Source organism: Stutzerimonas xanthomarina DSM 18231 (assembly GCF_900129835.1).
Lineage (GTDB): Bacteria > Pseudomonadota > Gammaproteobacteria > Pseudomonadales > Pseudomonadaceae > Stutzerimonas > Stutzerimonas xanthomarina.
In genome coordinates this window covers 266,879-284,865 of the sequence record NZ_FQXA01000005.1, presented here as the reverse complement: position 1 = coordinate 284,865, position 17,987 = coordinate 266,879, and the positions used below count along the sequence as shown (strand labels likewise).

Sequence of the window (17,987 nt, the reverse complement as noted above, 5' to 3'; positions counted from 1 at the left end):
AGTCAAATCGGAGCAACGGTTCTGTGAACCATGCCCGCCGGGCGGATCAGCGCATTGCGTTGAAAAGACTCAATCCTGCGATCTTCACATAGCTCTGCTGGGCTGCTTCGAGCACCACCGTCTGCATGGATAACCGGGACAACGCCTCGGCATAATCCAACTCACGCAGCTCGGCCTGCACGCCTTTATTAACCAGCGCAACATCTTCGTTATCGGTTTGTGTGGTTTCGATTACGTTAAGTCGAGCCCCGATGTTTCCGCGCGCCTGGTCCACGCTGACCATACCGTGGTCGAGGTTGGTCAGGGCTACTGCAACGGCGTCACGGACGCCGGTGTTTCCGTTGGCGGGGCTCTCCAGAGCGGAGCGGAGATTGGCGATGGTATCGAGAATTCCCTGCTTGTTTCGAGGCTCGACTGGCGCGGTCAATTGAACCCTTTCGCCGCCCTGCGCCGTACCATCTAAATGCAGCGTTACTCCGCGAAATACAAGCAAGTCACTACTGCTAGCATCATCGTCTATGCTCAGGTTGCTGTAGCCCGGCAGTGCCGTATCGTTGAAATTGCCCGCCCCGTCATCCGTACGCGGCAACTGATATATGGAATAAGAAGAGCCATCCGCAGCGAATTGTATTTCGATGCCTTGGGAAGGAAACCCCGGATCGCTAGCAAACGCTGTTTCATCACTAACCAGAGGCGCCGATACAGACAGCGTTGATGCCGGAGGCTGAGCGACGATATTACTGTCAAGGCGTCCCGCGTTGGTCACGCTCTCAAATATTGATTTTCCGTTATCACTAATTGGAATAGTCAACGAGCTCGCAACCTGTAATTTCCGCTGCCCCTCGTCTCCCTTATAAATGTACTTATCGCCTTCTAGCACGAAGGGGGGGGTTTTGCCCTGGAAACCCGAAAACAAGTACTCGCCACGCGCGTTGCGCGTGTTCATGAGCGACAGTAGCTCATCTTCCCGCTCACCCAGTTCCGCAGCGATGGATTTACGATCCTGCGGATCCAGCGCACCGTTGCCGGCTTGTACCGCCAGCTCACGCACACGTTGCAAGACGGTGTTCACCGAGTTCAGGGTTACCTCTTCCTGAGTCAGACTGTTCTTTGCCGCCGTCAGATTGGAGTTGTATTGGCTAAGCACATTCTGTTGCTGTTCAAGTTGCAACAAACGCACCGACGCAACCGGATCGTCCGCCGGTGTCAGGATTCGGTTACCCGTGCTGATCTGCTCCTGCGTGCGAGTTGCATTGGAGTAGTTGCGCTGAATACCGGCTACGCCGTTATTGAATGCTTGCAGAGTCGAGATGCGCATGGGCGGGCCTGTTACCTGAAGGTATTGATCAATGTATCGAACAAGGAGCGGGCAACTTGAATGATCTGAGCGGAAGCGTTGTAGTACTGCTCGAACTTGATCAGGTTTGCAGCTTCCTCATCGAGGTTCACTGCTGACAGTGAGTCGCGGTTGTCCGTGGCCTGCTTGAGAATCGCGCCAGTAGCTTCGCTGTCCATTCGCGCTTGGGCTGTCAGCGTACCGACCCGTTCGACCAGTTTACCGTAGCCATCAGTGAAGCTAGCGCCTGCCAACACCTTTCCGTCAGCGTCAAAGGAAACTCCAACGGTTTGTTTGCTCTGTAGGTCGACAAGCTTAAGTGCATTGCGGTTATCCGAGACGCCGGTTTGGTTAAAGTCCAGAGAGAACGTGTCTCCGGTTTGGGGGCGCCCGCTCAGCGAGAGCTGAAACTGATACGTCTCGCTTCCGGATGTATAAGCAATACGAAGTGAGTTTGTCGTACCTAGTATAAAAGACGGCGCCGTTGTCGTAGGCGCGCCGTTCGCGTCTATATAGGACCAATTGGTCGGTAAAGGGTCATTCAACTTGTAGTTTGTGCCATCAGCGCTGACCGTTACATTCAGATTCAGGCCGGCCGAACTCAGTGCCTCCGCGTCGATAGGCGATGGACCTTTAATCAAATCCGGTTGGCCGATAACGCCAGTTCCACCGTTCTGCAAGCTGCTCTCCGCTCGAATCGGGGCGGCGAATGCGAGCTGATCTGCCTGATCGAGCACGGCAGCAATATCAGTTGCGCCGCGTCGTGTGGGCTGCAACGAGAACTTATCGCCGGCTAGCGGCGTGCCGCTAACCTGCACGGTGAAGCCTTGGTCGCGGCCATTCTTATCGAGGAAGGTAAGAGCGCCGTTGTTGAGCTGAACGTCTATCGGCTGGCTATCACTTAGCCTACGTGCTTTATAGCCGCTCGCCCCGCTGGTGCCGTCATACTCCAGCAGGTAATCGCTAGTGGTCAGCGCACTCGTATCGGTAATTTTCAAAGACGCATCGGCTGCAACAGTCGAGCCTCCTGCGCTGAGCGAAGGGTTGCCGCTGAACGGCGTTGCACGCAGCGCCATCAGTGCGCTGCTGTTGAAATCGCCGAACAGCGCTTTGCCGACCTGCCCCTTCAGATCCAACCCCTGCCCCAACTGGGTATTGACCTGGTCACTCACCGCCAACGCCAGCCGTCCCAACGAGTTCATCGTTGAATCCAGCACTTCCTCGCGATAGCGGATCAAGCCACCCAACTCACCGCCAGTGATCTGCGAGGTAATGCCTTGCTCTGAGCCACCGCTGACAAATCGAATCTCATGACGGTTGGGATCGCTCAGCCCCGGGACCACCTTGAGCTGACTCACCGTCTTACCCACCACCAGCGGCTGACCACTGCCGACCGAAATATTGAAGCTGTTGTCGTCCTGGGGCGTCACGCTGATGCCGATATACGTCGACAATTGCCGCACGGCCTCATCGCGGGCATCGAGCAAGTCATTGGGCTGTTTGCCGTTGGCTGAAGCGGTCGCGATGGCGTCGTTCAAGCTGCCAATACTGCCAGCCAGCCGATTGACTTGGCCGGTCACCGCTGCCATCTGCTTATTGGTGAAGTTGTTCTGCTCGGTCAGGCGATCCGATACCGTATTAAAGCGGCGCGCCAGGCCTTCGGCTTCAGCCAGCACCAGCTGGCGTGCCGGGATATTGGCGGGATCTTCCGCTGCGGTTTGCAGTGCCGAGAAAAACTTCTGCAGCGACGGCGTAATACCGGTTGTGCTGCCGGCCAGCAAGGAATCAAGCTGGTCGATCTGGCTTTTATAGGCTTCAACATCGCTGCTCAGCGAGGTGCTGCTGCGCAGCTGACTGGTCAAAAATTCGCTATAGCTGCGGCGGATCTCGACCAGCGTCGTACCCGAACCTACATAACCCGCGCCGCTGAACTGCGGGGTACGGGTGGCTTGCGAGGCGTCCTGCCGGCTGAAGCCTGGCGTGTTCACGTTGCTGATGTTGTGGCCAGTGATGGACAACTGGCTCTTGCTCGCGCTCAGGCCAGACAGGCCTATATTCAGTAAGTCAGCCATGTTTAACCCTTAGTCCGCATTGCGGGCGACGTGCTGGCGTCGGCAATTGTCTGATAGGTCTGCACTTTGCGAGCGATCTGATTGATCTTGCGTGCGTACTGCGGGTCGGTTGCATAACCTGCCCGCTGAAGTTCGTTGACGAAACGTTCCGAGTTGCCAGATGCACTGGCCACCTGAAGGGCTGGTTTGTAACGATCATTGTTCTCCAACAGCCGGACGTAATCGTTAAAGCTGTGTTCGAACGAGTCATACGCCCGGAACCCGGCTACCTCTTTGGTTGCCTTGCCATTGACGTACTCGGTCGTGGTGACCTTGGCGGACGCACCGTCCCAGCCCGTAGCTTTGATGCCGAACAGGTTGTGGCTGTTGGTGCCGTCCTTCTGCTTGATGATCGATTTGCCCCAACCAGTTTCCAGCGCGGCTTGTGCCACGAGGAGGCGCGGCTCGACGCCTAGACGCTTCGCCGCTTTTTCGGCCATTGGCAACATGGTGGCGATGAACTCGGCAGGTGAGCTGAAGCGCGTCTTGCTCGGTGCATTCGGGTTGGCCGCGTCTACACCGTTGATCGTCAACGGCGCGTCCTGAGGCGCTGCAAAAGCGGTAGCAGGCTTCCAGTCAAGATCGACCAGTGGCTGGACAGCACCCGCCTGGCTAGACTGATCCGCCTGGGTAATTGCAGCTGCAACCTCCGCATGAGCGCGCTCGGCCAGACGGCCCGGTAGGGCCAGACGACGCTGATTGAGCAGCTGAGAATCGTTGCGAGCGGGGTCAACGGGTGCAATCTTCGAGTTGGGGTTGCTCGACCATTTCGCCCCCTCGGTCTGTGCGACTTGAGCAAAAGGATTCGGCTTTTCGCTGGGCTCCTGCTGTTTGCTCAACTGGCGGATCAGCACGTCGGCAAGCCCGATGCCACCGCCCTCTTTGGAGAGCGTGACTGAGAGCTGCTGATCGTGCATGTCCTGATATTGCTTGCTGGCCTGACTGCTGAGCGGATTGTCCTTCGCCATGACCTCAGTGGCCGAGCGCATCGACTTGAGCATCTCGTTCATGAACAAGGACTCGAACTCCTGAGCGACCTTGCGCACGTTCTCGGCACCGTCACGATCCTTGCCGACCTTGAGCTGATTGAGCCGATTCAGGTCGGAGTAGCTACCGCTGTCTGGCGTACGCCGACCCTGTCCCAGTCGATTTTCCATATCCTCTGTCCTCAGATCACAATCAGGTCTGCTTGCAAGGCACCGGCCTGCTTGAGCGCTTCGAGGATCGCCATCAGATCACTCGGCGCCGCGCCGACCTGATTGACTGCCCGAACGATTTCATCCAGCGTGGTACCCGGGCCGAACTTGAACATGGGCTTGGCTTCCTGCTCTGCATTCACTCTGGAATTGGGGACGACTACGGTCTGCCCATCAGAAAGCGGATTGGGCTGGCTTACTTGCGGGTCTTCGGAAATGGTCACCGTCAGGCTGCCGTGAGTCACGGCGGCTGGTTGAACACGTACGTTCTGGCCAATGACGATGGTCCCGGTTCGCGAGTTGATGATGACCTTGGCCACTGCCTGCCCCACATCCACTTCCAGATTTTCCAGAATCGACAGGTAATCCACGCGTTGGCTTGGATCCAGGGGGGCGGTAATGCTGATCGAGCCACCGTCTAGCGCCTGGGCTACGCCTGGCCCAAGCAGCTCGTTGATATGGTCGACAATATTCTTCGCCGTCGTGAAATCCGGACGATTGAGGTTCATCGTCAGCGTCGTGCCCTGATTGAACGCGCTCGGCACCGGCCGCTCGACCGTAGCGCCGCCCGGAATTCGGCCGGCAGAAGGAACATTGACGGTAATGCGCGAACCGTCTGCGCCACCGGCATCGAAACCACCCACGACCAGGTTGCCCTGAGCGATCGCGTAGACGTTGCCGTCAATCCCTTTAAGTGGCGCCATCAACAGGCTGCCACCGCGCAGGCTCTTGGCGTTACCGATCGACGACACGGTGATGTCGATGGTTTGGCCCGGCTTGGCGAAAGGCGGAAGATCGGCATGAATGGACACGGCCGCGACGTTCTTCAGCTGAACGTTGCCACCGGCAGGAACCTTGATGCCAAACTGCGCCATCATGTTGTTGAAGGTCTGCACGGTGAATGGTGTCTGGGTGGTCTGGTCGCCGCTCCCATTCAGCCCGACCACCAAGCCGTAACCAATTAGCTGGTTGCTACGGACACCCTGAATCGTAGCGATATCCTTGAGTCGCTCGGCCTGGGCCGGGACGACAAACAGGCACAGCAAGGCAACCATAATCGAGCTGAACAATTTCATTGCCTGCACCTGTTTAGAACGGCCACAACGGGCTAATGAAGAAGCGATCCAGCCAACCTGGCTGACTGGCGTCCGCGAAGGCGCCAGTACCGGAGTAAGTGATGCGAGCATCAGCGATACGAGTCGATGGAACAGTGTTATCGGTGGCGATATCGTCCGAACGCACCAGCCCGGCAATGCGCACCAGTTCATCGCCTGTGTTGAGCGTCATCCATTTCTCACCGCGGATCGCGAGGATGCCATTGGGTAGCACATCCGAAACGGTCACCGTGATCGAGCCGGAAAGGCTGTTGCTCTGCCCTGCCTGACCAGAACCGGAAGTATCCCGTGATGCCTCGTATTCAGCGCCCAACGTCATCTTGTTGTCGGTCAGCGGATTGGCCATCGAAACAGCACCGCCAAACAGAGAGCCAAGGCCGATGTTGGCACTGCTGTCCTTGGAGATTTTCGAATTGGAGTTCTTGCTCGCCTGGGTCTTTTCATTGAGCGTGACGGTGATGATGTCGCCGACCCGGTAGGCCTTCCGATCGTCGTACAGATTGGTTTCGAAGCCCGCCTGATAGATCGCACCGTTGTTCTGCGCAGCCGGCAGCGGCGTGCGCGGCAGAACCGGCGAGTAGTAAGGATCGTTGGGCTTCGGAGCTGGCGCCATGCAGCCGGACAAAATCACGGCAGACATCAGCGGAAGGACAATCGACAAGCGGCGCATATTCACCTCAATCCAGCGGCTGACAGCTGTTACAGCTGCTGGGTGACGAAAGACAGCATCTGGTCTGCCGTGGAGATAACTTTCGAGTTCATCTCATAGGCGCGCTGCGTAGTGATCATGTTCACCAGCTCCTCGACCACGCTGACGTTGGAGTTTTCCAGGGTGTTCTGCAGCACCGTACCCAGACCATTCAGGCCGGGCGTGCTGACCTGCGGCGCACCGCTTGCAGCGGTTTCCAGGAACAGGTTGCTGCCCATCGCCTGCAGGCCTGCAGGGTTTACGAAGTCGGCGGTCTGAAGGTTGCCGATGATCTGCGGCGCCGGGTTGCCCAGGGTAGTCACCGAAACGGTGCCATCTTCGCCAACAGTAAACGTCTGTGTTTCCGGCGGCACGACAATGGCCGGCTCCAGTGAGTAACCGTTCGAGGTCACGATCTGGCCTTCGGCATTCAGATGGAAACTGCCGTCACGCGAGTACGACACGGTTCCGTCTGGCAGCAGCACTTGGAAGAAGCCACGGCCATTGATGGCCATGTCGAGCGGCTGCTCGGTGGTCTGCAGGCTGCCGGCGGTAAACTGCTTCTGCGTACCGACGATCCGTACACCGGTACCCAACTGCAGGCCCGATGGCAGCTCGCTGTCCTGGCTGGACTGACCACCGGGCTGACGACGGATCTGATACAGCAAGTCCTGGAATTCAGCACGGTCTTTCTTAAAGCCCGTGGTGGAGACGTTGGCCAGGTTGTTGGAAATGGTGGTCAGGTTCATGTCCTGCGCGGACAAACCGGTCTTGCTGACCCACAGTGCTGGAAGCATGTTCTTCTCCTCGTGCGCCGGAATTCGGGCGCCGCCTAGTTTGTTTAGCTGATCTGCAAGACTCGGGCCGCAGCGGCACCATCTTCTTCGGCAGTACGCATCATCTTCACGTGCAGCTCGAACTGCCGGGACAGCGCCAGCATCGATGTCATCTCGGCAACAGCGTTGACGTTACTTGCCTCAAGGAAGCCCGAGGTCACACGAACCGCGGCATCAGCCTCGACAGGCTGTCCATCCTTCAATCGAATAAGGCCGTCGGTACCCTTCTCCAGCTGCTTTGGATCGGGATTGACCAGTTTGAGGCGATCAACTGTTACCACCACATTCGGATCTTCACCGAGCGCGCGGATACTGATCGAGCCGTCGGCACCGATCTCCACTTTCTCCTCTGGCGGAACCGCGATCGGCCCGGCATTGCCGAGCACCGGCAAACCGTCGCCGGTCCTGAGCATGCCAAGCGTGTCGATATTCAAGCTGCCAGTTCGGGCATAGGCCTCGCTTCCATCCGGCGCTTGCACGGCTATCCAGCCATCCCCCTCAACCGCTACGTCCAGGTCCCGACCAGTCTCTTGCAAAGCGCCGGAGCTGAAGTCCGTGCCTGGACGTTCGGTCATGGCGTAGACACGTGCCGGAAAGCTGTCTCCGAAGACTTGCATCGAGCGCGCCTGCTCGAAGTCACGCCGGAAGCCCGTGGTCGAGATGTTTGCCAGGTTGTTGGCATGCGCCTGTTGGGCTTTAGCGTTCTGGCTCGCACCCGTCATGGCCACATAGAGCATCTTGTCCATTGAACCTCCGTTGCACCCGAATTGACACTAATCAGACTTATGTAGCGAAACAAAGCAAGCCATGTGCCAACAATTGGGTTCTGGCTTAAGCATCTGAAAAACAAGGAATTCTTCTAACAAAAAAAAGGCCCCGGAGGGCCTTTTGAAAACGAAGCGGCAGTTTCCCGCCACCCCGCGCAGTGCTAGGTAGCAATTACCGCAGATTGATGATTGTCTGGGTTAGAGCGCTCTCCGTTTCTATCGTTTTCGCATTTGCTTGGTAATTGCGCTGTGCCACGATCAGATTGACTAGCTGATCCGACAGCTCGACGTTCGAATCTTCTAGCGCGCCGGCTTGGAGCGTACCCATTGTTCCGACCCCTGGTGGATTTATAGCCGGCTCACCCGACTGAAACGACTGGATCCATTGGGTTTTTCCAACAGGAATTAGTCCTTGCTCGTTGGCAAAACTGGCCAGAACTACCTGGCCCTGTACTTTGGATTGTCCGTTCGTATAACGCGCGAATATTTGACCCGATTCGTCAATTTCCAGACCAACCATTTCGCCAGTGGTGTAACCATCCTGACCAATACTGTTAACAGCGAAGGGGCTTGCGTATTGAGTTGCGCTACGCAGGTCGACATCAATATTAAGGCCGCCCTCAGCAGCAGCGCCATTCGTTTCCCATACTCCCTGAGCATTTAACCTGGCTGGATTCCAACCTTGCAGAATTAACACGCCACTTTGATCAAACTCCATCGGTGCTGGTGGATTGGGGGCGGGATCTTGCGGTGCTCCTGGTATCAGCTTACCGTCTACCGTAAAGTTCAACGTTGTGAATGGTGCAATTTCGCTATTAGGATCTTGATGATTTCGGCCATCTACGAGAACGTACATTTCCCATTCGTTCGGTTGATCAGGATTGTCTGAGCGAACAAAATACTGGGTAAGTACGTGAGAGTTACCTTGCTGGTCAAAAATATTCGTGGAGGTTGACGAGTTATACGTAAGCGGGTCGGAGGGATCGAAGACTCTAGCCTCGGGCGGCACGGCACTCGGCCTGCCTGCATTCGCCGGCCTAACATTCGTGGAATCCAGATTAAATGTTTGGCCAATTTCGGAAGTTGCCTTTGGGGCTTGGCTGTCAGTTTGTATCACCAAGTTCCCAACTTTATCCGTCAGCGTTCCATCAGGACTCAACGTACGGCCTTGCAGATTATTCCCGAAGTTGTCGACCATCATTCCATTCTTGTCGACACCAAAATAGCCCGCGCGAGTGTAGCTGACCGCCCCATTGTTGCTTACCTGAAAAAAGCCGCTACCGTTAATGGCAAGGTCAAGCGAGTTTTGGGTGTAGTTGATATTACCTTGAGAGAATTGTTGGGAAATACTCGCAAGCTGTACGCCACTACCAACTGTATTCTTGCTAACGGCCATCGTGCCGGAATACACATCCGCAAACTCCGCCCGCGACTGCTTGAAGCCCGCCGTGCCGGCGTTGGCAATGTTGTTACCCGTGACATTGAGGTCTTTGCTGGCGGCACGCATGCCGCTGAGGCCGATATTGAACGACATGAATTGCTCCTGTTACCGGACGTGCCGGCAGTTACTGACCGATAACCTGGACTTGAGACAGCCCGATGCTGCCGACACCGGCCAGATTGAGCTGAAGCTCACCGCCGTTTTGTCCGAGCGTGACGCTATCCACGTTGGCAGGAAGCAAGGTGTACAGCCCCTTGGTCTCGCCCTGGTAGGTCGCTTGTGCTTCGAATTTGTATGTACCCGGCGGCAAGGTTTTGCCACTCGAATCTTTGCCGTCCCACATGAACGAAACGTTGCCGGCTTCCTGCTGGCCCATGTTGATCCGGTTCACCACCGTACCGGCGCTGTCGTAGACGTTGACCGCCACGTTGCTGCTGGTTGTCGGGAGCACGATGCTGGCCTTGAAGGTTTCGCTGGTATCCACGACCGCTTTATCGGTCGGCACGATAACTTTGCGGCCAACCAGCGAAGAGGCTTGCAGCGCCTGAGATGACTGATACCCGGACAGCATGGTCTCCATGCTCGAATTCAGTTTCTCTACCCCTTCAACGGTGCTGAACTGCGCTAGCTGCGCGATGAACTCACCGTTCTCTTGCGGCTCCAGCGGGTTCTGGTTGTTCAACTGAGTCACCAGCAGCTCGAGAAACTCGTTCTTGCCGAGGTCGTTGCTTTTAACTTCGCGATCTTTGATCTGGTATTGGTCCAGTACCGAACCGGTACCGCTGACACCGCCTGTCGTGCTCATGGCAATCTCTCGTTAGGGTTACTGGCCCAGGGTCAGAACTTTTTGCAGCATGGTCTTCGCCGTATTCATCAGCTCGGCATTGGTCTGGAACGAACGGCTGGCAGAAATCATGTCGGCCATTTCTTCGACGACATTGACGTTCGGGTAATACACGTAGCCTTCGCCGTTCGCCGCAGGATGGTTGGGCTCATAGCGAGCCTGCAGTTCGCTCTGGTCTTCCACCACACCGAGCACCTGAACGCCAGCACCCGCCTGATCCTGCTCGGCGAACAACGACTCGTTCGGTGACCCGTTCGCCTGTTGCAGCATGGTGGCGAACACCGGGTGACGTGCACGGTAGGTCTGGTCAACGCTGGACGAGACTGTTTCAGCGTTGGCGATGTTGCTGGAAATGGTGTTCAGGCGAGTGCTTTGGGCACTCATGCCGCTGCCGGCGATGTTGAAGACGCTGCTGAGGGACATGATTTTCGCTCCTTTTATTCGCCGCGCAGGGCGCTCATCAGCCCCCGAAACTTGCTATTTAGCAAGGTAAAGCTTGCCTGGAAGTCGATGGCATTCTCGGCGTAAGCCGCCTGTTCAACCTGAGCATCTACGGTGTTCTGGTCGAGCGACGCATGTGCCGGGGTGCGGAAGCGCAAGCCGGGATCGGCGATTTCCATCCCTTCGGCAGCGATATGTTTGCTGCTGGTCACGGCCACACCAAACCCACCCTGATTCTTGCTGTGTTGTGCAGCAAGAACCGAGCTGAAATCCAGATCACGCGCTTTGTAGTTAGGGGTGTCAGCGTTGGCAATGTTGTTGGCCAGCACTTCGGCGCGCTGAGCGCGAAAACCGAGCGCCTTCTCATGGAGGCCAAGTGCCTTGTCGAAATTAATGCTCATGATCTAGCCCTTCGCGGGATACAAGTCTGCTTAGCAAACCACCAGCAAGGGTCATGCCATTTATACAAGCGACTGATCTATAAGCTTTTTCTAGCGAGGGAGATTGAGTCAGGCGTCAAAAGCGGCAAAGCCTGACCACGCTTTCGCCGCTTATCTAGCCCATAGCGACAGATTCCTGCCGCTATTGCCACGGAATGAAGACTATTTAGCCTTGTAGATGATGCCTGGGCTGCACTGCACCATCTGATAAAGCTCAGGTAGCCCGTTCAGCGCTTCGGATGCACCCAGAAACAGGTATCCGCCCGGCTTCAATGTCGCGTGAATCCGCCTGAGAATGTCTTTCTTGACGTCGGCGGAAAAATAAATCAGCACGTTGCGGCAGAACACCACATCAAACTTGCCGAGCACTGCATAGCTGTCGAGCAGGTTCTGCACCCGAAACTCAACACGGCTGCGGACCGCGGGCTTGACTACCCAACGGCCGGGGCTCTTCACGTCAAAATACCGCTGCAACCGCTCGCTGGATAAGCCGCGTGCGATGGCGAGACTGTCATACTCGGCCGCCTTCGATGCGGCAAGCATGGCCCCTGACAATTCAGTGGCCACAATCTGAACGGCCGTTTTCGGCTGGCTAGGGCTACTGCGCTCATATTCGTCGATGGTCATCGACAGGGAATAAGGCTCTTGCCCCGATGAACAGGCCGCTGACCAGATACGCAGGCGCTGACCCGGCGAGCCTTTCAAAAGCTCAGGCAGAACCCGGCTACGCAGCACCTCGAACGGATAGGTATCCCGAAACCATAGCGTTTCGTTGGTCGTCATCGCATCCACGACCTGCTCGCGCAGGCCGCTGCGTGGCTGGGCCTGGATCTTCCTGACCAGATCACCCAAACTTTTGAGCCCCTGCTGCTCCATCAACTTGTTCAACCTGCTGGAAACCAAATACTGCTTGTTGTTACCCAGCAAAATGCCGCACGTCTTTTCGAGGAATATTCGGAACTGATCGAAATCCGGATCACCAGACACTAATTTTGCCCACCCGTCATATTGCGAGGACGAAGCCTCAATTGTTATCCGTATTCTGGATCCGCTCTATCACTCGATTGGCCAGATCGTCTGCCTGAAACTTGGCGAGAAAATCATCCGCTCCGACCCGCTTGACCATGCTCTGGTTGAACACACCGGAAAGCGAAGTATGCAGCAGAATATGCATATCACGCATAGCCGGATCCTGGCGCACCTCGGTCGTTAGGGTGTAGCCATCCATCTCCGGCATCTCGATATCGGAAATCATCATCACGAATTCGTCAGATGGCTTCTTGCCATCGGCTACCAGTTTTTTCAGGTAGGTTAGCGCCTGCCGCCCATCGTTATGCGCAACGACCTCGATACCCAGATTTTGTAGACAACGCATGATCTGCTTTCGCGCAACAGACGAGTCATCGACAATCAGCACTCGACTGGTTGACGCTTTATGACTGGTTGCTTCATCTGCAATGCTGACCGAGAGCACTTCCGACACAGGCGCGACCTCGGCGAGTACTTTTTCAACGTCGATGATTTCCACCATCTGTTCGTCTACGTGAGTCACAGCCGTCAAATAATGGTCGTGGCCCACCCCTTTGGGCGGCGGAAGGATGTCCTCCCAATTCATGTTGACGATCCGCTCAACTGACCGGACCAGAAAACCGAGCACCTTGGTGTTGTACTCGACGATGATCGCAAAGCTATTCGGCAGATCCTGCAGCACCGGCTTTCCGGTGGCGGCTGAGAGATCGAGGATAGAAAGCGTACTACCCCGTATGTTCGCCACTCCCCTTACCACTGGGCTCGACCGGGGCATGACCGTCAGCCGAGGACACTGCAGCACTTCTTTGACTTTGAAAACATTGATGCCATACAGCTGCTTGCCGTCCAGCCTGAACAACAGCAGCTCCAAACGGTTCTGCCCCACCAGTTGGGTGCGCTGGTTAACCGAATCCAATACACCGGCCATGCCAGTTTCCTCTTGCGTGTGAGATGAATGGACAGACATCTGTAGCGCAGACTATCTGGCGCTGACGTGACCTGCACAGGTAACACCGAGCTCGGTCTGCCTTGCCTGCCTCAGCTTGTTTCGAAACGGCGCGCAACCGGCACGCGCCTTGCTTTAATCCAGGGCATGAGCAAGCAGACGACTTTTTTCCGGCATCCGTGCAAGACGCTTCGCCAAGCGTTCCTGTTGGCGACTTTATGCGGGCTGAGCCAGCTGGCTGACTCAGCAAGCTACACGCGACCTGAACAGCTTATCGACGCGACCCGCGCTTTTCTTGAGCGAGAAGTAACGGACTATCTACAGAGTAGTCAAATCGAGGCGCGCCATGAAATCGAGCTGAACAGACTGGATCCGCGCCTTCGCCTGGCGGCCTGCAATCAAGCATTGACGACCCGACTCGAAAGCCCGGCACAGCCCGTTGGTCGCACCACCGTGCGGGTTAGCTGCGAAGGTAGTTCACCTTGGTCCGTGTTCGTTCCTGCACACGTCCATTTGTTCCGTGAAGTTATCGTGGCCAGACGGCCTTTGACGCGTGAAAGCGTCATAGAGCAGGCCGATATAACCCTTGCCGAGCGCGACGTCAGCACTCTGACCCAAGGCTATTTGACGTCGTTCGACCAAGTGCTTGGCAACAAGATTACCCGTAGCGCCCAACCCGACCAGGTGCTACCTCCAACTTACCTGTCCGCAGCTGAAATAGTTCGCAAAGGCGACCAGGTAGTAATCAGCGCGAAAAACTCTACGATAAATGTCAGAATGCCTGGTGAAGCTCTGTCTGACGGCGCACTTGGCGCTCAGATCCGAGTCAAAAACCAACGATCCGGACGGACGATCAAAGCCCGCATCGTTGGTCCTGGGCACGTGGAAGTCGCAATGTGAAGCTGCGCACTACTGCGCCAGTCGCCGGTACGAAAAAAGGCTAAAGTTTCACATGGATTTGCCGAAAAGCAGGCAAGCGTCCTGACTTATTCGAGGTTTCGATCATGGTTATCGATTTCAACCGGCCTAACAATGCCGTCAATTCATCAAGCACTGGGCGAAGCAGCGTCCAGAACGCTGAGCGATCGACAACTCAGCAGACACCCACTGACGAAGTGAAAACCATCGGCAACAGCCCGGTATCTGGAGAGAGTGTTCAGCTGAGCCCGGAAGCCCAGCGCCTTCAGCAGACCGCTGAAAAACTGAACCAGCAGCCCGCTGTTGATCAGGAACGTGTTGCACAGATCAAACAGGCAATCGCCGATGGCAGCTATCAGGTAGACAGCCAGCGAGTAGCATCGAAGCTGCTGACGTTCGAAAGCCAGCGCTGAGCCGACATCGATGCGAGCAGGCGTGAGTGCAACAGAGGTCACTATGCGAGATTCCGAATTGCTGCAGCAGCTGATTGACGATATCGGCACCGCCCAGACACTGCGTGAGGTCGCCGATGCAGAATATCTGGCGCTCGCCGAACGCAATCTCGGCGAACTGGAACAGCTGCTCACGCAAAAGCAGGCACTGCTAGCACTTTTGAGCCAACACGGCACTCTGCGCAGCCAGGCATTGGCCAAGGCACAGTTGAGCTCCGACCGGAACGGCTTGGCACAGTTTGCCGCGGCTTCAGAGATAGGCGATGAAATCCTTGCGCAAGCAGAACAGCTGGAACGCGTTCTCGAGGAGTGTCGCAAAGCCAATGAGCGAAACGGCAGGCTCATCCGCGCCAACCAGAGCGCCGTAGGCACCATGCTGCAGGTATTACAAGGGACTACCCAAACCCCGGATTTGTACGATCGCCGTGGAACTGCTGCCAAAAGCACTCATCATCGTCCGCTCAGCCAAGCCTGAACCATACGCAGCCGAATAACATCATAATGCTATCATGCGGCTGACGTCGTTACATGCCGGAGAGCAACGCAAGTGTCTAGTCCTTTCGCCGAGGGTGAAGGTCCTCAACCTCCTCAAATACTCAAGACCCCTGTCGAGATTCAGGCGAACCTACGCCCGTTGCTAGATAACCATATCCCGCTACAACTCCGTTTTACCGAGCGCACTCAGCGCTACCAGACTTATCTGGTAGAGATAAACCGCGATAAGGGCTGGCTTGCGTTAGACGAGCTGATACCCAACGACGGCGAGCGGCTGATGGCGTCCGGAGAAGCTTTCCAGATTGAAGGTTTTCACGAGGGCGTGCGGATTGCCTGGAACAATCCACACCCAGTGCACCTTGGTGAACTGGACGATGCACGCTGCTACTGGGCCCCTCTCCCCGATGAGATCCTCTATCACCAGCGGCGGAACGCCTACCGGGCGACGCTGAGTGGACAGTCCATCGCTGCCGCACTGGGCGGCAAGGCCGTCAAGAAGCCACTGGTTGGTAGATTGCTGGATATGTCAGCAACAGGCTGTAAGCTGAGCCTACCCGGCAACCTGCAAAGCAGCCTTCAGTCGGGGCAGGTTTATGATCAGCTCCGCCTGGAGCTACCTTTTGGGGTGGTGACAACCGCCGCCGAGCTCAGACACGTCGTGTTTGACGAAAAACTTGATCTTACGTTCTGCGGGATGCGCTTTTATCGCATCAGTGGCTTAACGCAACGGCAGGTCGAACGATTCGTCTATCAACTGCAACGCGAAGCCCGACGCGACCAGGTCACCGACCGGTTTAGCTGATACAGAGCAAAACCCATACCGTGTCGCTTCTCATCGAATCCGCAGCCAACCCCCTGCCATACAGGATCAAGCAAAGCTAAACGCCCTGCTCTCAACCCACCCACCTGCGGTTAACCTGACGGCGATCCAATTGATGGGGACTGGCGACGCGCAACGCCGATGCAGTCCGATAGGGGAACGCTCATACGGGCATTCGACAGCGTCTGGAATCCGAACAGCGGACACCAGAGGCCCATCTTCCAATGCGACCGCCCCGCAGCCGTAGAGACAGAGCATTGAGACAGTGCTGCTGCATGTAGGCAAGCCGCAGTACGGCCAGACCACCCCTGAAAACCTGAGCCATCCGCTATTTGATACGTATCGACGATACTCGAGCAATCGGCTGACACAGTGATCGACCCGTCTGCGGCGACAGGACGATAGCCAAAATGCCGTTTCCTTTACCTGTCAGCAGCGTAAGGCCTGCGGATCGCCGATCATTATGGATCGCCGAACTTAAGTGCAGCTACCAACGGTTCGTTAGGTCATAGCGCGAATCAGGAGGGGCGAAAGCTGGCTTCGATCAGACGGAATATGCCATTGAAGCAAACCACCAAGGCAGTGGCCTGTGGCAATTGCCATCCAGGCCAAATGGTAAAGCTCCGTGTGGCGTCCCAGGCGAGGTTCGAACTCACAACCTTCCCCTTAGGAGGGGGATGCTCTATCCAATTGAGCTACTGGGACACATGGGCGGCAGCATGTTAGCGAGCATTGGCTCGTTTGTCATTCCCGCCCCGCTTTATACAGCGACTCCACATTACCGCAGACCGCGACGGCACGCGGCCTTGTATTTTGCATGATCTAGAGGCCGGCAATCTTGCAAAGCGCATTGAAAACATTCGAGGTATATCTTTAAGTATCTGATTATTAAGGCTTTTATCTATAAAAATCATTGGCACGAGAGATGCTTAATTACCTGACAATTAAGCGATGGAGACGCCGATGCTACGCCCAGCCTACTTACTCAGCACCGCCGTTCTGGCCGCTGTTGCGATCCCGCTGCTTGAGGCCGTACCAGAGACAGACCATATGCAGGCTGCATCCGAACCGTCCCAGGTGGCACCAACAAAGCTTTCAGTGCCGGCGAGTACGATTAGCAGCAGCGCGCACAGCAAGCCTACGCAGGCGAAGCGCTGGGTTTTCTAGTGACTGGATTGCTTCATGAAGGTTCTACAAGGAGATTAAAAATGTCTGTTTATGGATATCTATTTCTTGTGCTCGGCATGCTGTGCGGCGCCATGAGTGTCAGCTCTGTCTTTTCGGGGTTCTGGGATACGCTTGCCACAGGCGGCATGGTGGTATTCGCTGTGCTGTTCACTATTACGCTGCTGCTCGGTCGCCGAATCAAGTTCGACCCGGTGCTTCGTTAGCCACGCATCACGCATACGAGATAAGTGCTGGGTCACAATAAAGGCTCTTGGCCACCACCATGCCTTTACTCTTAAAAATGTCGCCGTATAATTGGCGCCATTATGTTGTCCAGCATCTTTTTCGCAGGTCGCGGAACAGCATGTGCTGTTTGGTGTCAGACCGGTGACTAGAACGGCAATAAGCCACCATCGCCCACCTAACTAACCGGTTTAATATGCGCCCAATGAAGCAGGCAGTTTACTCCAGCCGCACGGCTGACAAATTCGTGGTTCGCCTACCAGACGGAATGCGAGAGCGTATCGCAGAGGTCGCGCGGAACCATCATCGCAGTATGAATTCCGAGATCATTGCCCGCCTGGAGCAAAGCCTTCTGCAGGAAGGTGCGCTTGATGACGATTCCGCAATTCGGCTAGACAGCCCCGAACTGACACTGCATGAGCGCGAACTGCTGCAACGTTTTCGCCAGCTGGCCCATCGTCAGCAAAACGCACTGATTGCACTTATCGCGCAGGATGCCGAAGCTGCAAAAGAAGAAGGCTGATCGCCTCGGTGCTGGTGATTAGCGTAAACTGCCCTGACAGTCGTCAGAGCAGTGCATTTGGTGGCTTGCGTCACTAGCCACGCTGGCGATACGCGGGACTATCTGCAACATGAAACGAACGATGCCTGCACCTTAATTAGCGCAGGCATTTTTTGTCCTACCTATACTGCACGTCAGCT

19 protein-coding genes and 1 tRNA gene are annotated in these 17,987 nt (G+C 56.1%); 6 read left to right on the top strand and 14 right to left on the bottom strand.

Annotation, left to right across the window (positions count from 1 at the left end; genetic code table 11):
* Positions 1–46: 46 nt before the first annotated feature.
* The 13 genes from flgL to BUE09_RS14835 all read right to left on the bottom strand — a co-directional run bounded on the left by flgL (position 47) and on the right by BUE09_RS14835 (position 13,172).
* Positions 47–1,318, bottom strand: coding sequence for a flagellar hook-associated protein FlgL (flgL, locus tag BUE09_RS14895; protein ID WP_073301856.1), 1,272 nt, complete (start codon positions 1,316–1,318; stop codon positions 47–49).
* Between the two features lie 11 nt (positions 1,319–1,329).
* Positions 1,330–3,408, bottom strand: a complete 2,079-nt coding sequence (gene flgK, locus BUE09_RS14890; RefSeq protein ID WP_073301853.1) for a flagellar hook-associated protein FlgK — start codon at positions 3,406–3,408, stop codon at positions 1,330–1,332.
* Positions 3,409–3,410: 2 nt separating this feature from the next.
* Positions 3,411–4,604 carry a flagellar assembly peptidoglycan hydrolase FlgJ gene (flgJ, locus tag BUE09_RS14885; protein WP_073301851.1) on the bottom strand — a complete coding sequence of 398 codons (1,194 nt, stop codon included), beginning with the start codon at positions 4,602–4,604 and terminating at the stop codon, positions 3,411–3,413.
* Positions 4,605–4,615: 11 nt separating this feature from the next.
* Complete coding sequence (locus BUE09_RS14880; RefSeq protein ID WP_073301849.1) at positions 4,616–5,719, bottom strand: flagellar basal body P-ring protein FlgI; 1,104 nt, start codon at positions 5,717–5,719, stop codon at positions 4,616–4,618.
* A 13-nt stretch (positions 5,720–5,732) separates the two neighbouring features.
* Entirely contained in the window at positions 5,733–6,428 is a 696-nt protein-coding gene (flgH, locus tag BUE09_RS14875; protein ID WP_073301847.1) for a flagellar basal body L-ring protein FlgH, read from the bottom strand.
* A gap of 29 nt (positions 6,429–6,457) precedes the next feature.
* The gene (flgG, locus tag BUE09_RS14870; RefSeq protein ID WP_019342805.1) at positions 6,458–7,243 is read right to left on the bottom strand and encodes a flagellar basal-body rod protein FlgG; all 786 of its coding nucleotides are present in this window, start codon (positions 7,241–7,243) and stop codon (positions 6,458–6,460) included.
* A 44-nt stretch (positions 7,244–7,287) separates the two neighbouring features.
* Positions 7,288–8,028, bottom strand: coding sequence for a flagellar basal-body rod protein FlgF (gene flgF / locus BUE09_RS14865; protein WP_073301845.1), 741 nt, complete (start codon positions 8,026–8,028; stop codon positions 7,288–7,290).
* A 193-nt stretch (positions 8,029–8,221) separates the two neighbouring features.
* The gene (gene flgE, locus BUE09_RS14860) at positions 8,222–9,583 is read right to left on the bottom strand and encodes a flagellar hook protein FlgE (RefSeq protein ID WP_073301842.1); all 1,362 of its coding nucleotides are present in this window, start codon (positions 9,581–9,583) and stop codon (positions 8,222–8,224) included.
* Positions 9,584–9,614: 31 nt separating this feature from the next.
* Positions 9,615–10,295 carry a flagellar hook assembly protein FlgD gene (gene flgD / locus BUE09_RS14855; protein ID WP_073301840.1) on the bottom strand — a complete coding sequence of 227 codons (681 nt, stop codon included), beginning with the start codon at positions 10,293–10,295 and terminating at the stop codon, positions 9,615–9,617.
* An 18-nt stretch (positions 10,296–10,313) separates the two neighbouring features.
* The gene (flgC, locus tag BUE09_RS14850; RefSeq protein WP_073301837.1) at positions 10,314–10,757 is read right to left on the bottom strand and encodes a flagellar basal body rod protein FlgC; all 444 of its coding nucleotides are present in this window, start codon (positions 10,755–10,757) and stop codon (positions 10,314–10,316) included.
* 14 nt (positions 10,758–10,771) lie between these two features.
* Entirely contained in the window at positions 10,772–11,176 is a 405-nt protein-coding gene (gene flgB / locus BUE09_RS14845; RefSeq protein WP_073301835.1) for a flagellar basal body rod protein FlgB, read from the bottom strand.
* A gap of 201 nt (positions 11,177–11,377) precedes the next feature.
* Positions 11,378–12,202, bottom strand: a complete 825-nt coding sequence (gene cheR, locus BUE09_RS14840) for a protein-glutamate O-methyltransferase CheR (protein ID WP_073301833.1) — start codon at positions 12,200–12,202, stop codon at positions 11,378–11,380.
* Positions 12,203–12,239: 37 nt separating this feature from the next.
* Positions 12,240–13,172, bottom strand: a complete 933-nt coding sequence (locus tag BUE09_RS14835; RefSeq protein WP_073301830.1) for a chemotaxis protein CheV — start codon at positions 13,170–13,172, stop codon at positions 12,240–12,242.
* Between the two features lie 165 nt (positions 13,173–13,337).
* On the opposite strand from BUE09_RS14835, the gene flgA reads away from it, so the two are divergent.
* The 4 genes from flgA (at position 13,338) to BUE09_RS14815 (ending at position 15,857) form a co-directional block, all read left to right on the top strand.
* Positions 13,338–14,090 (top strand): flagellar basal body P-ring formation chaperone FlgA, encoded by a 753-nt coding sequence (gene flgA, locus BUE09_RS14830; RefSeq protein WP_073301828.1) that lies wholly within the window; start codon positions 13,338–13,340, stop codon positions 14,088–14,090.
* A gap of 104 nt (positions 14,091–14,194) precedes the next feature.
* Positions 14,195–14,521 (top strand): flagellar biosynthesis anti-sigma factor FlgM, encoded by a 327-nt coding sequence (gene flgM / locus BUE09_RS14825; protein ID WP_073301826.1) that lies wholly within the window; start codon positions 14,195–14,197, stop codon positions 14,519–14,521.
* 43 nt (positions 14,522–14,564) lie between these two features.
* Positions 14,565–15,035 (top strand): flagella synthesis protein FlgN, encoded by a 471-nt coding sequence (locus BUE09_RS14820; RefSeq protein WP_073301824.1) that lies wholly within the window; start codon positions 14,565–14,567, stop codon positions 15,033–15,035.
* Positions 15,036–15,107: 72 nt separating this feature from the next.
* Positions 15,108–15,857, top strand: a complete 750-nt coding sequence (locus tag BUE09_RS14815) for a flagellar brake protein (protein ID WP_073301822.1) — start codon at positions 15,108–15,110, stop codon at positions 15,855–15,857.
* Positions 15,858–16,503: 646 nt separating this feature from the next.
* Here BUE09_RS14815 and BUE09_RS14810 read toward each other — a convergent pair.
* Positions 16,504–16,580, bottom strand: a tRNA-Arg gene (locus BUE09_RS14810).
* Positions 16,581–17,083: 503 nt separating this feature from the next.
* Between BUE09_RS14810 and BUE09_RS14800 the strand changes: the two genes are divergently transcribed.
* Complete coding sequence (locus tag BUE09_RS14800) at positions 17,084–17,266, top strand: PA3371 family protein (RefSeq protein ID WP_073301818.1); 183 nt, start codon at positions 17,084–17,086, stop codon at positions 17,264–17,266.
* 215 nt (positions 17,267–17,481) lie between these two features.
* Positions 17,482–17,808, top strand: coding sequence for an Arc family DNA-binding protein (locus tag BUE09_RS14795; RefSeq protein WP_073301816.1), 327 nt, complete (start codon positions 17,482–17,484; stop codon positions 17,806–17,808).
* Positions 17,809–17,987: the final 179 nt, after the last annotated feature.